Here is a 13704-nt window from a genome sequence, read left to right on the forward strand (position 1 = left end):
CTCGTCGGGGCAAGCCGTGATAGTACGGAGGCGCGCCCGATGGAGCCGGATCAGTTGCTGGTCTGGACCGTCTCGGGTTTCTTGCCGGTACGGGTGCAGCCCAGGCAGCGCACGAAGGTCGCCTTGGCCGGGCCCATTACCAGAACTTCCCCTGCTTCATCAGCGTTGCCGCCCAGCAGGGAGAAGGGCAGGGAGACCAGGTAGACAGCGCTGCCCACGATGGTGGTAGCCAGCAAGGCCGGGCGAACAAAAATCGCATCACCGGTCATTGCCAGTGCCGACGGGGTTTCGTCCACGGCCTGGGCGTGCCCGAGGGATGAGAATGCCAACAGGCAGGCCGCCACAGTGGCTACCAGGGTGCGGGAAATCTTGCGGGTCATCTTACTGTCTCCTGAGCTTTAGTGGCCCTGAAAGGGTAGTGCTTTAAAGAAAAGCAAACCCGGATCGTATCTACCGGATACCATCCTATTGTAAACCGTGGGCGTTAATCCTCTGTTAACTATGAATCATATTTGCGCATTTTCAAACGATTTTTCGTTGCAGAATGTGCGATCTGGTAAGCGTTCAGCGCTGGCAACGGGGACAGTAAACCGTTGAGCGATTGTTCATCCGGATTTCCTTCAGTGGTGCCCCGCATTCCTTGCAGGGCTGGCCGCCCCGGCCGTACACCAGCAGGGACTGGGCAAAATAGCCGGGCTTGCCATCGCTGTTCACGAAGTCCCGAAGGGTGGTTCCGCCCATCAGAATGGCGGCGCTGAGCGTTTCCCGGATGGCTTCGGCCAGCCTGTGATAGCGGTCGAGGCTGATTCTCCCGGCCTTGCGCCGGGGATGAATGCCCGATTTGAACAGCGCTTCATTGGCATAGATGTTACCGGCACCCACGACCACCTGATTGTCCATGATGAACGATTTCACCGGTGTGTTTTTGCCGCGGGAGAGCCGGAACAGGTGCGCGCCATTGAATTCAGGGGCCAGGGGTTCCGGACCCAGGTGGGTGATCAGCGGGTGCTCTTCGGCGGAATCAGCCCACAGCCAGCAGCCGAACCGGCGTGGGTCGTTGAATCGAAGGATGACGCCAGACTGTAATGCCACGTCGATATGATCATGGGTCAGGGGAGGGGTGTTGTCAGTGATGATGCGCAGGCTGCCGGACATGCCAAGGTGAACAATTACCGTGCCCCGGTCCATGTTCAGGAACAAATACTTGGCCCGGCGGTCTACACTTTTAATCACCTGACCTTCCAGTTTCTCGCCCAGATCGGCCGGAACAGGCCAGCGCAGACTGCCGTTGCGGACTGTCACTCGGGTTATTGTCTCGCCTTCGCAGTGGGGTGCTATACCCCGTCGGGTCGTTTCTACTTCGGGCAGTTCAGGCACGGGCGGGAATCTCCGGTGGAAAACGACTAAGTGTAATCAGTAACAATTTTGCATCCAAATGCTGTTGTTGTGGCTTACAGCTGTACGCTAAAGTGTGAAGGTTGGCCTCGCGCCAAAGATATTGATTTTGAGGATTTGCTATGTGGTTTAATGGTCTTCTTGACCTGTCGGTGATGCAGCTCATTCTGGTCACCCTCGGAATGACACACGTCACGATTGTCAGTGTAACGCTCTACCTGCATCGCCATTCGGCGCATAACTCGCTGGACCTGCATCCGGCCCTGAAACACTTCTTCCGGTTCTGGCTCTGGTTAACCACTGCGCAGAACACCAAGGAATGGACCGCCATCCATCGTAAACACCACGCCAAGTGCGAAACCGAGGAAGATCCCCACAGCCCGGTCGTCTTGGGTATTCGCAAGGTCCTGTTCCAGGGCGCCGAACTCTATGCGGAATCGGCGACGCCCGAAACGCTCGAGCGCTATGGCCAGCGGACACCGGAAGACTGGGTGGAGCGCAATGTTTACAGCCGCTACAAGATGCTCGGCATCGCGTTGATGGCGGTAATCAACCTGGCCCTGTTTGGCGTTCACGGTATCTGGATCTGGGCGGTGCAGATGATGTGGATTCCAGTCTGGGCTGCCGGAGTGGTCAACGGTATCGGCCACTGGATGGGTTACCGGAACTACGAATGTGCCGATAACGCCCGCAATATCAGCCCACTGGGTCTTCTGATTGGCGGTGAAGAGTTGCACAACAACCACCATACCTATCCCAACTCATCCAAGCTGTCTCGCCGCTGGTTCGAGGTGGATATCGGCTGGGGCTACATCCGCCTGTTCCAGTTGTTCGGGCTGGCCAAGCCCAAGGGTTATCGACCGATTGCCCACCATGTGCCAGGTAAACTGGAGGTGGATGTGGAAACGGTTCAGGCCATCGCCAACAACCGGTTTGATATCATGCGCCAGTATCGTAAACGTGTCATGGAGCCGGTCCTGCGCCAGCAGAAGTCGCTGATGGACGATGAGATCCGTCCCCGTTACCGGAAGCTCAAGCAACTGCTCTCCCGTGAGATCACGCTGATTCAGCCGAAGGAGAAGGAAACCCTCGAGTCTGTGCTGGAGCGCAATGCGGTGCTGCGCCAGATCTATGAGAAGAGCCACGAGCTGCAGGCGCTCTGGCGCCAGCGTGGGCTCAAACCCCAGGACAAGCTGAACGCGCTGATGGAGTGGTGCCGTGAGGCGGAAGCCAGCGGTATCCGCTATCTGGAAGAGTTCGCCGAGCACCTCCGGGCCTACTCGCTGCGCCCCTCGGCCTGATACCGGGTAGAGAATCGACGTAAACCTGCTTCGGCGGGGAATCCGGGGCCAGATGAAAGTGTTCATCTGGCCCTTTTTTATTCTGGCCCGGAAACAACCCGGAACAGGGAGTAGGTGACCTGTCCCGCACTTTTTTGCCGGTGCAGCTGCCAGGAAACGGGCACAGAAGGCGTTGGCAGCTCGCTCTCGTGTTCCACGTAAACCCAGCCGCCGGGTTTGATCCACGCCTGTTGTTCCAGCAACGGAAACAGCTTTTCGAGCCAGCCCTGGCGAAACGGCGGATCCATGAACACGATATCGAATGGCGGCCGGTTTCTCTGGGCCAGATAGCTTTCGACGTCCGAACACACCACTTCGCCGTTGTCGGATTTCAACAACCGGAGGTTGTCCCGCAGTGCTCTGGCCAGGGCTGGCGTGTGGTCCACGAGGGTGGCCTGCCCGGCACCCCGGGAAAGAGCCTCGAGCCCGAGGGCGCCGGAGCCGGCGAACAAATCGAGGCAGTCACTGCCGGCAAGGTGGAAGGCAAGCCAGTTGAACAGGGTTTCGCGGGTGCGCGCGGGGGTGGGTCGAACGCCACCGGCGTCCGGAAAGCGCAGTTTGCGGCTGCGCCAGTCGCCGCCAATGATTCGCAGCTCACCGGTGCCGCTGCCTTTGCCAGCCGGAGCCGCCTCGCGACCGGCTGGGGATCTCGTCTGGTGAGACCTGCTTGCGGATTGTCTGCGCGCCATAGCCGCCGCTCCACGGAAATATTCGGTTCAGGATATGTGCCTGCATCTTACCGGAAACGTTTACGGTCGCGATAATCGGAGCGACCCTCACTTCACCGGGACAGTCTGCTAGAATACCGGCTTTCTTTGTCCCGCCCATTCAGACTGATGGATTGATTTTTATGACGGCAGAGTGGATTTCAATCGGCCTCCTGGCCCTTCTTGTGCTCGTATTTGTCCTGGATATCGTCGGCAACCGTAGCCGGGCACCACGCCCCAAGCCGGTGCCGCAGCGCAAGCCCGAGGTTTCCAAAGGGCCGGCACCAGAGCCGGAAGAGGGCGAGATTGAAGCGCCTGCCGCCGCAGAGCCACAACCAGAGCCGGTGGCTGAGCCGGAACCGACCCCAGAGCCCGCGGAAGAACCGCAGAAAGCACCGGAACCGGAGCCTCAGGTCAGCGTTTTCGAGCGCATCAAAAAGGGGTTGGGCAAAACCCGGGCAAGCCTGACCGGTGGCTTGTCCGACATGTTCTCGCTTGGCAAGAAAATTGATGAGGAGCTGCTGGAGGAAATCGAGACGACGCTGCTGATGGCAGACGTTGGCGTAACCGCCACTTCTGAAATCATCGACTCACTCACCGACAAGCTTGAGCGCAATCAGCTCAAAGACGGCGAGGCCCTGCGTAAGGCTCTGAGGGATGAACTGCACGGTCTGCTGAAGGATGTCACCAAGCCACTGCAGATCGACTCCGGCAAGACGCCTTATGTGATTCTCATGGTGGGCGTAAATGGGGTGGGCAAGACCACCACCATCGGCAAGCTCACCAAGAAATTCCAGAACGAAGGAAAATCGGTCATGCTGGCCGCCGGCGATACCTTCCGTGCCGCTGCCGTTGAGCAGCTGCAGGTCTGGGGCGAGCGCAACAAGGTTCCGGTGGTGGCGCAACACACCGGTGCTGACAGTGCGTCGGTGATTTTCGATGCCATCCAGTCGGCCAAGTCCCGTGGTGTTGATGTTGTGATTGCCGATACTGCCGGCCGCCTGCAGAACAAGGACAACCTGATGCAGGAGCTGGAAAAGGTGGTCCGGGTTATGAAGAAGCTGGACGAATCCGCACCCCACGAGGTCATGCTGGTGCTGGATGCAGGCACCGGCCAGAACGCCCTGAGCCAGGCGCAGGTGTTCCAGCAGGCCGTCGGCGTCAGTGGCATTACGTTAACGAAACTGGACGGCACGGCCAAAGGCGGTATCGTGTTTGCCATCGCCCGTCAGTTGCAGTTGCCCATCCGGTTTATTGGTGTTGGTGAGCAGGTGGACGACCTGCGCAGTTTTGATGCCGAAACCTTTGTGGACGCCCTGTTTGACGAATAGCCCGGAATCCAGCCGCGCGGAAGCCGCCCATGATTGAGTTTCGCCAGGTCACCAAGCGTTACGACAGTGATCACACCGCTCTGCGACAGGTCAACTTTGGCCTGGAGCGTGGCGAACTGGCGTTCCTGACCGGTCATTCCGGCGCCGGCAAAAGTACCTTGCTGAAGCTGATCATGGTGATGGAGCGCCCCAGTGCCGGTGAAGTGGTGGTTGGGGGGCAGGTTCTCAACCGTTTGCCCCGACGCCAGATTCCCTACATTCGTCGCCACATTGGCGTGGTCTTCCAGAACCACCAACTGTTGTTTGACCGCACGGTGTTCGACAACGTCGCCATGCCACTGGAAGTCATGGGCGCCTCTCCCAGAGATACGGGTCGCCGCGTGCGCGCGGCCCTGGACAAGGTGGGTTTGCTGCAGAAGGAAAAAATGAACCCGATGCAGCTCTCTGGCGGGGAGCAGCAGCGCGTGGGTATTGCCCGGGCGGTGGTGAACAAACCCCCGGTGCTGCTGGCGGATGAGCCCACGGGTAACCTGGACCCGGCTCTGTCTGCGGACATCATGAATCTGTTCGGGCAGTTCAGCCAGGTGGGTGTGACCGTGTTGATCGCAACCCACGACATCGCCCTGATCAACGAGATGGGGCGTCGAACGCTGAAACTGGATCATGGCCGTCTGGTGGCCGGCGGCACGCCAGTTCTCGGGGGAGGTGTCCATGGCCGCTGATCCCCGCAAGAAAGTACAGCCTACCCGCGGCGCCAACCAGGCTCGCGCGCCCTGGCGTGAGCAGGCAGAAAGTTATTTCATCCATCACCGCAAGGTCGCCAGGGACAGTGCCAACCGCCTTTTGCATACACCGGTGGCGAGTCTGATGACGTGGACGGTCATGGGGGTTGCCCTGGCGCTGCCAGTGGCATTGCTGTTGCTGCTGACCAGTCTTCAGGGAGTCAGCGCAGGCTGGGAGAGCAGCGCCCGGGTGACCGCCTATATCCAGTTGGATGTGCCTCTCGAACGAGCCCGAGTGCTGGGTAACGAAATTTCCGGAGACGGCCGGGTGGCAGGTGTTGAGCTGGTGGATCGCGACCAGGCGCTTGCAGAGTTCCGCGCTTCATCGGGCCTGGAAGATGCTCTGGACTATCTTGGGGATAACCCGCTGCCACATACCCTGCTGATTACCCCGGAAGAGGGCGCCCGGTCCACTGAGGGTGTTGAGGGGTTGGTGCGGTTTATCGAGGGCATGGAAGGCATAGAGCGGGTTCAGGTAGACCTGGGCTGGTTGCAGAGGCTGAACGCCATGACGGATCTGCTTGCCCGTGCTGTCTGGGCGCTGGCGATCCTGCTTGCGGCGGCGGTTGTGCTGGTGATCGGCAATACCGTACGGCTTTCAATCGAGAGCCGTCGGGACGAGATTCTGGTTGCGAAGCTGGTGGGCGGAACAGACAGTTTTGTTCGCAGGCCCTTTCTGTACACCGGCGCCTGGTTCGGGCTCGGTGGTGGGATTGTTGCCCTGATATTACTGCAATTGTCACTTTGGTGGCTCAGCGGGCCCATAGAGCGGCTGGCAGGCCTGTACAGGAGCGACTTTTCCCTGGATGGGCTGCACATTGATGGCGCCCTGGCGTTGATAATTGTTTCGATGCTGCTAGGCTGGCTAGGCGCTTGGGTGGCCGTGAAGCGTCATCTGGATGACATGGAGCCGGGTGATATTGCCGGAGGAGCATGATCCGAATAACGGGAAAACCGTATTGAAGAGACAGCTTCTATTAGCGTAGGTTGATAAATAGTAAAGCCACGGTGAATTTTCCAGATAGTTGTTTTATAACGTTTTACTGGGAATTTCGGGAACTTTCAGGGTTCTTGGCGGTCTAAAGGGTAATTGATATATTTAGGGCCGTTGGGTTCGGAGGTTAGAGCATGGGTACGAGTTTACAACTGGTTGACAGACTGGTTCCGGGTCAGAATCTCGAGTCTTATATTCAGGCTGCGAGCCGCATCCCGGTGCTCACAGTTGACGAAGAGCGGGAGCTGGCTGAACGGCTCCATTACGAGGGCGATGTGGAAGCCGCCCGTCAGCTGGTTATGTCCCACCTGCGCTTTGTGATTCACATTGCCCGGAGCTATTCCGGCTATGGCCTCGCTCAGGCGGATTTGATTCAGGAAGGCAACGTTGGCCTGATGAAGGCGGTCAAGCGCTTCAATCCGGAATACGGTGTGCGGCTGGTGTCTTTTGCGGTGCACTGGATCAAGGCAGAGATTCACGAGTTTATCCTGCGTAACTGGCGGATTGTTAAAGTGGCCACCACCAAGGCCCAGCGTAAGCTGTTCTTTAACCTTCGCAGCCAGAAGAAGAAGCTTGCGTGGCTCAGCCATGATGAGCTGAACGCTGTTGCCGAGGATCTGGGTGTCGAGCCCAGGGTTGTCCGCGAAATGGAAGGTCGGCTGGCGTCTCAGGATACCGCCTTTGACGGTCCTCAGGACGACGATGACGACAACGCCTATCAGGCGCCTGCGTACTATCTGGAAGACGCTCGCAGCAACCCGGCGACCCAGCTTGAAAACGCGGATTGGTCGGACGATTCCAATGGCCGGCTGATGCAGGCTCTGGGGCAACTGGATGAGCGCAGCCAGGATATTCTCCGGGAGCGCTGGTTGTCTGAAAGCAAGTCGACCCTGCACGAGCTGGCCGACAGGTACGGCGTTTCTGCCGAGCGTATACGGCAGCTAGAGAAGAATGCGATGAAGAAGATTCGCATACAGATGTCAGAGGTGGCCTGAGTTATTGGCTAGCCACTGAGTACCTGGGTCGTAAAAAACGCCACCACCGGTTCCGGTTGGTGGCGTTTTTGTTTGTATAATCGGCCATCTAACTTTTGTGGAAGACGCCTCCCAACCACGCCCCGAACCTTTGAGTAAGGCCAGCTAACCATGACCTCGACTAAACCCCATATTGCATTTCTCGGCATCGGCCTGATGGGTACGCCCATGACCCGTAACCTCCTGAACGCGGGTTTTCCAATGACTCTGTGGAACCGCACGTCCAGCAAGTGCGAGCCGTTTGCCTCTGAGGCGGTGATCGCCGAATCCCCGGCGGAGGCCGTTGCCAATGCCGATGTGGTGATCACCATGCTGGAGAACAGCGATGTGGTGGAGCAGGTGCTGGTCGCCCAGGGCGCGATTGATGCCCTGAAGCCGGGCGCGCTGGTGATTGATATGAGTTCAATTCAACCTTCCGTGGCCCGGCGGCATGGCGAGTTGGTTGCAGAGCAGGGCGCTGGGTATGTGGATGCGCCGGTGTCCGGGGGTACTGTGGGCGCGGCTGAAGCCCGCCTGAGTATCATGGCGGGTGGCTCGGAAGCGGATGTGGATCGCGCCCGGCTGGTGTTCGAGGCGCTCGGCAAGTGCACGCGGATTGGTCCTGTTGGCGCGGGGCAACTGGCGAAGCTGGCCAATCAGGCTATTGTTGGTATCACCATTGGTGCTGTGTCCGAGGCGCTTTTGCTGGCGGCGAAAGGCGGTGCCGATCCTGCCGCTGTGCGGGAAGCGTTGCTGGGCGGGTTCGCCGGTAGCCGGATTCTGGAGCTGCACGGCCAACGGATGATTGACCGGGAATTTGCACCCGGCGCGCCGGCGCGGATTCAGCTCAAGGACATGCGGATGATTCTGGATGAGGCCCGTGCGGAAGGGTTGACCCTGCCCCTGGCTCAACAGACGCATAACGAATACCTGTCGCTGGTGGCCAATGGCCACAGTGATGTCGACCACAGTGGCCTGTTGCTGGAGCTGGAGCATCTGAACGGTGCCCTGCTTGGCTCCCCTGGCCGCGGACCGAAGGAGTAAACACGCCATGCCCCGTTTTGCTGCCAATCTGTCCATGCTGTTCACGGAAGTGGACTTTCCCGAGCGCTTCGCCATGGCCCGGGCCGCGGGTTTTGAGGGCGTGGAATACCTGTTCCCCTATGCCTACCCCAAAGAGCGACTCGGCCAGATGCTTAGCGATAACCAGCTGACTCAGGTGCTGTTCAATCTGCCGCCCGGTAACTGGGACGCCGGTGAACGGGGCATCGCCTGTCTCCCGGACCGGGTTGAGGAGTTCCAGGCCGGCGTGGATCAGGCGATCGACTATGCCAAGTCCCTTGGGTGCCGGCAGCTGAACTGCCTTGCGGGGCTGAAGCCGGCGAACGTTGCCGATGACATTGCCTGGCAGACGCTGGTGAGTAATGTCGCCTGGGCAGCAGGCAAGCTGGCTGACGAGGGTATCACCCTGTGCCTGGAAGCCATTAACTCGCGCGTGGATATGCCAGGCTTCGTACTGGATACCTCCGGCAAGGTGCTCGCACTGATCGAGGAAATCGACGCCGACAACGTGCGCCTGCAGTACGACCTTTACCATATGCAAATCATGGAAGGGGATCTGGTGCGCTCCATGGAGTGTCTTTTGCCCTGGATCGGCCACATTCAGTTTGCGGACAACCCGGGGCGACACGAACCCGGCACGGGGGAGATTAACTTTTCGAATGTTTTTGCGGCTATCGATGCCATGGGATATGACGGCTGGGTAAGCGCGGAATACCGGCCTACCGGGGCGACCGGTGAGAGTCTGGGCTGGTTTCCGGGGAAAGCCTGACCGTCGCCATTGGCGACACCCTCTTACAAGATCGTAACTGGCCGGGTTGCCAACTTCTTCGTACCCTTGTCGTTACTGTAATCCGCTATCGGGAGGAGAGCCGGTGAAAGCGCTGGTAATCGAAGACGATCAGGACGTTGCAAATTATCTTGTCAAAGGGCTGAAGGAATCCGACTTCGTGGTCGACCATGCAGCCGATGGCAAGGAAGGCATGATGATGGCGGCCAGCGAGGATTACGACATCATGATTGTAGATCGCATGCTGCCGGGAATGGACGGCCTGTCCATTATTAAAACCGTGCGTGCGACCGGAAACCAGGTGCCGGTTCTGATTCTCAGCGCCCTGGGTGATGTGGACGACCGCGTGGAAGGTTTGCGTGGCGGCGGCGATGACTACCTCACCAAGCCGTTTTCATTCACCGAATTGTTGGCCCGTATCGAATCCCTGGTGCGCAGAAATCGGCAGTCGGCTGAAACCGAGACCGTACTGCGGGTCGCCGACCTCGAAATGGATCTGCTCGCACGCACGGTAAAGCGGGCCGGCCAGAATATTGATGTCCAGCCCCGGGAGTTCCGTCTGCTGGAGTACCTGATGCGTAATGCCGGCCAGGTGGTCACCCGGACCATGTTGCTGGAGAAAGTCTGGGATTACCATTTCGATCCCCAGACCAACGTTATCGACGTACACATCAGCCGGCTGCGAGCCAAGATCGATAAGGAATTCGATACACCCTTACTGCAGACCATCCGGGGTGCAGGGTACATGTTACGTGAAACTGCTTAGCCAGCTCAGGACCTCGTCCTTCCAGCTAGCCCTGCTGTACATGGTGGTGTTCGCCACCTCGGTATTTCTGTTACTGGCCTTTATCTACTGGCGTACGGCGGGCTTCATGACCGCCCAGACCGACGAAACCATTGAAGCGGAAATTGCCGGTCTGGCGGAGCAATATCGTGGCCGTGGCGTAAATGGCCTCATCACCATCATCCGTGAGCGTGTTGCCCGCGACCCCAACGCCAAATCCATCTATCTGCTGACCACCGACGACTTCCTGAAGCTGGCCGGCAACATAGAGACCTGGCCGGAAGGCAGCCGGTCAGAGAGCGGCTGGATCAATTTTACCCTGAACGAATCCGTCGGCTGGACGGGGCCCGAACGCCTCGCCCGTGCCCGGATCTTTGAGGTTCAGGGTGGTTTGCGCCTGCTGGTCGGACGGGATGTTGACGAACTCACCAACCTCAAGCGGGTGATTGAAACCGCCATCAACTGGGGTATGGGGATCACCCTCGCCCTTGCGCTGCTTGGTGGTTTCCTGATGAGCCGCAGTACGACCCGGCGTATCGAGGTTATCAACAACACATCACGTCGGATCATGAACGGCCACCTTTCCCTGCGGATACCAACCCGTGGCACCGACGATGATTTCGACCAGCTGGCGGAAAACCTGAATCAGATGCTGGACCGGATTGTGTATCTGATGGAGGGCATCCGGCACGTTTCCGACAGTATTGCCCACGATTTGCGCACGCCCCTGACCCGACTCCGCAACCAGCTGGAAAACACCCTGATGTCGGTGGATAACGACGAGGCGAGGGAGCAGGCCGGCCGCGCCGTGGCGGAGGCCGATCAGCTGCTGGCCACCTTCAACGCGTTGTTGCGCATCGCCCGCCTGGAAACCCGGGGTAATACCGCCGACATGAAACCTGTGCCGCTGGATGAGTTGGTCACCGATGCCTGTGAGCTCTATGAGGCCTTGGCTGAGGACAAGGACCAGTCGTTCGAGCAGGGCCTGGAAAGCGGAGTGATGATCGAGGGCGACCGCGACCTTCTGTTTCAGATGGTCAGCAACCTGATTGATAACGCTATCAAATATACGCCGGAGCATGGCGTTATAGGGGTTTCGGTTCGGCGCGAGGGTGCCGATGCGGTGTTTGAAGTTCGGGATAGTGGAATCGGTATTCCCGATGCCGAGAAAGACCAGGTCTTCCAGCGGTTTTACCGGGTAGGCAAGAGCCGTTCGCTACCGGGGAATGGTTTGGGTCTGAGCCTTGTGAGCGCTGTTGCTGAGATTCACCAGGGCCGGATTGTCCTCAGTGATACGCATCCCGGGGAGGAATCGCCAGGGCTTACCGTGGCGGTGAAGATTCCCGCCTACACTGAAGCCCGCAAACGCATTCGCGCGGCCCAGGCCGAGCAGCCGACGGATTCAGCGGCCGGGGAAACCCGAACCGCCTCTTGATCCGCCGGCGTAAATACTTACTGACTGGCGCGGAAACGGTTGATGCGTGACATCACGGGGCCAATCAGCGCGTCCCTTCGGGACTCGATCTCGTGGGTAATCTTTTCCACCTGGGAGCGGCGACGGTTTACCCGCACCTGAATGCTGTCCCATTCACCTTCCAGATGCTTCTGCTCGGCCGCGAGAAAAGCCGCAATGTTGTGCCGATTGACCTTGCCAGTAATTCCGTACTGGTCGAGCCGGTAACCAATAGCATCCACGCCATTGAGTGCCATGTTCAGCAGCTTCTGTGTATTCATGTTGTTTTCTCCGAGAATGGAAACGTTCGAAAAGAATATAAGCGCTACGCTATGCTCCGAACCTAGAGTCTGCAACCTAATTCCCGGGGCCAGCGTTCGTAGTTTCCCTGACCAAAACGTAATTCCTCGGCCACGCCGGTGTAATCCATGCTGTGCATAATTGAAACTGTAGCTTTGGAAGCCTGCAGATTTGTTGCTTGCTTCTCCCTCCAGCACAGCGCTAGCCTTACCCCGTTTTTACGGGGTTTTTTTATGCCCTTCCAATTTCTGATTCCCAACTGGCAGAGGACGTTGCGAGACCAATGACCCAGGTTCCCGGTAATGGCGGCCCACGCCCAAGATACATCACTCCGGAAGGCGAGCGGGCCTTGCGTGATGAACTGCAGTATCTCTGGAAGGTAAAGCGCCCGGAAGTGACTCAGGCCGTGCGGGAAGCTGCCGCTCTTGGTGATCGATCCGAGAACGCCGAGTACATCTACGGCAAGAAGCAGCTGCGGGAAATCGACCGTCGGGTGCGCTTTCTGGGCAAGCGCCTGGAAGAGCTGACCGTTGTGGACCGATTGCCGGATGACCGGGACAAAGTGTTTTTTGGTGCCTGGGTAACGGTGGAAGACGAAGAGGGTGACGAACAGACCTATCGCCTGGTCGGCGCCGACGAGTTTGATTTGAACAAAGGCTATCTCAGCATCAACTCACCGCTCGCCCGGGCCCTGATCGGCAAACGCCTGGACGACGAAGTGAGCGTTCGCACCCCGGAAGGTTGGAAGTCGGTCTTTGTCGTAGGAATTCGCTACGAGGCGCCATCCGACGACAAGTGAATGATGTCACAAAATTGGCGAGTGCCCGGGCAGGTTGTGTGATTTGTCGATAAACTGATCAAAATTTGTCACAACTGGTCGCAGACAGGATCGTCTGCCGGGGTAAATGCCATGGGTATGCGTGGAGAAGCGGGGAACGTTCAGAGCAGGGTAATCACGGTGCTTGTCTTGGCTGCGGCATTTTCTGCCGGTGCGGCCTTTGCGCAGAGCGATGCGCAGGACAGTGCTTTCCAGTACGAAGAACGCTCAACCATCCACACCATCCAGCTGAATTCCATGGAGGAAGAGACGCTGGCCAATACCGTTATCGAGGGTGGCCTTGCGGCACCGGCTGCGGGTGTACCGCTCAAACCCCGGGTTGAAGACGACTTCTACCTGGATCCCCTCGGGCTTCGACCCGGAGATAACCGCACGGACCTCGGCCGATCACAGATTCCGGTGGAGTTCCGGTTCAGCAATCCGAAATCCATCCCCGGGCAGACCCACAGCAACAACTACGTGATCCGCCCACCCGAGAACCGCACTTACGATGCGCTTAACATCAATATGAATGAGCGTTGAGACAGGCTATCAGGCTGCGGCGCAGCCGTTGTCTCCGGCGGGCGTCTTACCAAGTACATCTTCATAGAAAAATGCCAGGGCCTGGCTGGCCTGATTGAAACGCGCCCGGGATACCCGCATGCGATCGTTCAGGTATTCCAGAAACAGCCGGCGGTCTTCATTGGCCAGCGCATCCGGATCTTTCAGATCACTAAACAGCACGAACCGGGTGATCCAGTGCAGGTAGGTTTGCTCCGAGCGTTGATTGAGCTTTTGTTCGTGGATGGCGTCCTTGACCCGTGCCACCAAGCCTGGCTGGGACTGTTCCAGCGCTTCCGTGATGTCCATAAATAACTCTTCCTGGTGAATTGGTATTGTTATTTTGCGCGCATCTTATGACAGCTCATTTACGAGCGC

16 protein-coding genes are annotated in these 13704 nt (G+C 58.5%); 11 read left to right on the top strand and 5 right to left on the bottom strand.

All coding sequences use genetic code 11. The annotated features are described in order from the left end of the window. Positions 1-50 precede the first annotated feature (50 nt). Together EDB94_RS10760 and mutM are read right to left on the bottom strand one after the other, a co-directional pair. Positions 51-380 carry a hypothetical protein gene (locus EDB94_RS10760; protein ID WP_008175672.1) on the bottom strand — a complete coding sequence of 110 codons (330 nt, stop codon included), beginning with the start codon at positions 378-380 and terminating at the stop codon, positions 51-53. A 184-nt stretch (positions 381-564) separates the two neighbouring features. Continuing rightward, positions 565-1377 (bottom strand): bifunctional DNA-formamidopyrimidine glycosylase/DNA-(apurinic or apyrimidinic site) lyase, encoded by an 813-nt coding sequence (gene mutM, locus EDB94_RS10765; protein WP_039882121.1) that lies wholly within the window; start codon positions 1375-1377, stop codon positions 565-567. 140 nt (positions 1378-1517) lie between these two features. Between mutM and EDB94_RS10770 the strand changes: the two genes are divergently transcribed. After that, positions 1518-2696 carry a fatty acid desaturase gene (locus EDB94_RS10770; protein ID WP_108018350.1) on the top strand — a complete coding sequence of 393 codons (1179 nt, stop codon included), beginning with the start codon at positions 1518-1520 and terminating at the stop codon, positions 2694-2696. A gap of 77 nt (positions 2697-2773) precedes the next feature. On the opposite strand, the gene rsmD is transcribed toward EDB94_RS10770, so the two are convergent. Next, a complete protein-coding gene (rsmD, locus tag EDB94_RS10775; RefSeq protein WP_108018351.1) occupies positions 2774-3424 on the bottom strand; it encodes a 16S rRNA (guanine(966)-N(2))-methyltransferase RsmD in 651 nt (216 codons plus the stop codon). 161 nt (positions 3425-3585) lie between these two features. On the opposite strand from rsmD, the gene ftsY reads away from it, so the two are divergent. The 8 genes from ftsY (at position 3586) to EDB94_RS10815 (ending at position 11630) form a co-directional block, all read left to right on the top strand. Further along, on the top strand, positions 3586-4773 hold the full coding sequence (gene ftsY, locus EDB94_RS10780; protein ID WP_108018352.1) for a signal recognition particle-docking protein FtsY: 1188 nt from the start codon (positions 3586-3588) through the stop codon (positions 4771-4773). Between the two features lie 29 nt (positions 4774-4802). Further along, positions 4803-5495: a cell division ATP-binding protein FtsE gene (gene ftsE, locus EDB94_RS10785; protein WP_008175683.1), complete on the top strand. Its 693-nt coding sequence runs from the start codon at positions 4803-4805 to the stop codon at positions 5493-5495. After that, positions 5485-6492, top strand: coding sequence for a permease-like cell division protein FtsX (gene ftsX / locus EDB94_RS10790; RefSeq protein ID WP_108018353.1), 1008 nt, complete (start codon positions 5485-5487; stop codon positions 6490-6492). The genes ftsE and ftsX overlap by 11 nt, the downstream gene beginning before the upstream one ends. A 191-nt stretch (positions 6493-6683) precedes the next feature. Next, positions 6684-7544 (top strand): RNA polymerase sigma factor RpoH, encoded by an 861-nt coding sequence (rpoH, locus tag EDB94_RS10795; RefSeq protein ID WP_014578656.1) that lies wholly within the window; start codon positions 6684-6686, stop codon positions 7542-7544. Positions 7545-7694: 150 nt separating this feature from the next. Next, positions 7695-8606: an NAD(P)-dependent oxidoreductase gene (locus tag EDB94_RS10800; RefSeq protein WP_108018354.1), complete on the top strand. Its 912-nt coding sequence runs from the start codon at positions 7695-7697 to the stop codon at positions 8604-8606. A 7-nt stretch (positions 8607-8613) separates the two neighbouring features. Further along, positions 8614-9393 (top strand): hydroxypyruvate isomerase, encoded by a 780-nt coding sequence (gene hyi / locus EDB94_RS10805; RefSeq protein WP_108018355.1) that lies wholly within the window; start codon positions 8614-8616, stop codon positions 9391-9393. Positions 9394-9496: 103 nt separating this feature from the next. Further along, a complete protein-coding gene (locus EDB94_RS10810; protein WP_008175694.1) occupies positions 9497-10177 on the top strand; it encodes a response regulator transcription factor in 681 nt (226 codons plus the stop codon). After that, positions 10164-11630 (top strand): HAMP domain-containing sensor histidine kinase, encoded by a 1467-nt coding sequence (locus EDB94_RS10815; RefSeq protein WP_041645737.1) that lies wholly within the window; start codon positions 10164-10166, stop codon positions 11628-11630. The genes EDB94_RS10810 and EDB94_RS10815 overlap by 14 nt, the downstream gene beginning before the upstream one ends. Before the next feature lie 17 nt (positions 11631-11647). Here EDB94_RS10815 and EDB94_RS10820 read toward each other — a convergent pair whose 3' ends face one another. Beyond that, entirely contained in the window at positions 11648-11929 is a 282-nt protein-coding gene (locus EDB94_RS10820; RefSeq protein ID WP_108018356.1) for a hypothetical protein, read from the bottom strand. A gap of 302 nt (positions 11930-12231) precedes the next feature. Here EDB94_RS10820 and greB point away from each other — a divergent pair, with 302 nt between their 5' ends. Continuing rightward, on the top strand, positions 12232-12747 hold the full coding sequence (gene greB / locus EDB94_RS10825) for a transcription elongation factor GreB (RefSeq protein WP_014578652.1): 516 nt from the start codon (positions 12232-12234) through the stop codon (positions 12745-12747). Between the two features lie 111 nt (positions 12748-12858). Continuing rightward, entirely contained in the window at positions 12859-13308 is a 450-nt protein-coding gene (locus tag EDB94_RS10830; RefSeq protein WP_008175703.1) for a hypothetical protein, read from the top strand. A 9-nt stretch (positions 13309-13317) separates the two neighbouring features. Here the strand turns inward: EDB94_RS10830 and EDB94_RS10835 are convergent, their stop codons facing one another. Continuing rightward, positions 13318-13635, bottom strand: a complete 318-nt coding sequence (locus EDB94_RS10835; RefSeq protein WP_108018357.1) for a site-specific integrase — start codon at positions 13633-13635, stop codon at positions 13318-13320. Positions 13636-13704 lie beyond the last annotated feature (69 nt).

Origin of the sequence: Marinobacter sp. 3-2 (genome assembly GCF_003751355.1) — a bacterium.
GTDB classification, from domain to species: Bacteria; Pseudomonadota; Gammaproteobacteria; order Pseudomonadales; family Oleiphilaceae; genus Marinobacter; species Marinobacter adhaerens.

Coding starts and splice junctions, on each gene's coding strand:
- EDB94_RS10760 (WP_008175672.1), bottom strand. CDS start 380: ATGACCCGCAAGATTTCCCGCACCCTGGTAGCCACTGTGGCGGCCTGC.
- EDB94_RS10770 (WP_108018350.1), top strand. CDS start 1,518: ATGTGGTTTAATGGTCTTCTTGACCTGTCGGTGATGCAGCTCATTCTG.
- rsmD (WP_108018351.1), bottom strand. CDS start 3,424: ATGGCGCGCAGACAATCCGCAAGCAGGTCTCACCAGACGAGATCCCCA.
- ftsY (WP_108018352.1), top strand. CDS start 3,586: ATGACGGCAGAGTGGATTTCAATCGGCCTCCTGGCCCTTCTTGTGCTC.
- ftsE (WP_008175683.1), top strand. CDS start 4,803: ATGATTGAGTTTCGCCAGGTCACCAAGCGTTACGACAGTGATCACACC.
- ftsX (WP_108018353.1), top strand. CDS start 5,485: ATGGCCGCTGATCCCCGCAAGAAAGTACAGCCTACCCGCGGCGCCAAC.
- rpoH (WP_014578656.1), top strand. CDS start 6,684: ATGGGTACGAGTTTACAACTGGTTGACAGACTGGTTCCGGGTCAGAAT.
- EDB94_RS10800 (WP_108018354.1), top strand. CDS start 7,695: ATGACCTCGACTAAACCCCATATTGCATTTCTCGGCATCGGCCTGATG.
- hyi (WP_108018355.1), top strand. CDS start 8,614: ATGCCCCGTTTTGCTGCCAATCTGTCCATGCTGTTCACGGAAGTGGAC.
- EDB94_RS10820 (WP_108018356.1), bottom strand. CDS start 11,929: ATGAATACACAGAAGCTGCTGAACATGGCACTCAATGGCGTGGATGCT.
- greB (WP_014578652.1), top strand. CDS start 12,232: ATGACCCAGGTTCCCGGTAATGGCGGCCCACGCCCAAGATACATCACT.
- EDB94_RS10830 (WP_008175703.1), top strand. CDS start 12,859: ATGGGTATGCGTGGAGAAGCGGGGAACGTTCAGAGCAGGGTAATCACG.
- EDB94_RS10835 (WP_108018357.1), bottom strand. CDS start 13,635: ATGGACATCACGGAAGCGCTGGAACAGTCCCAGCCAGGCTTGGTGGCA.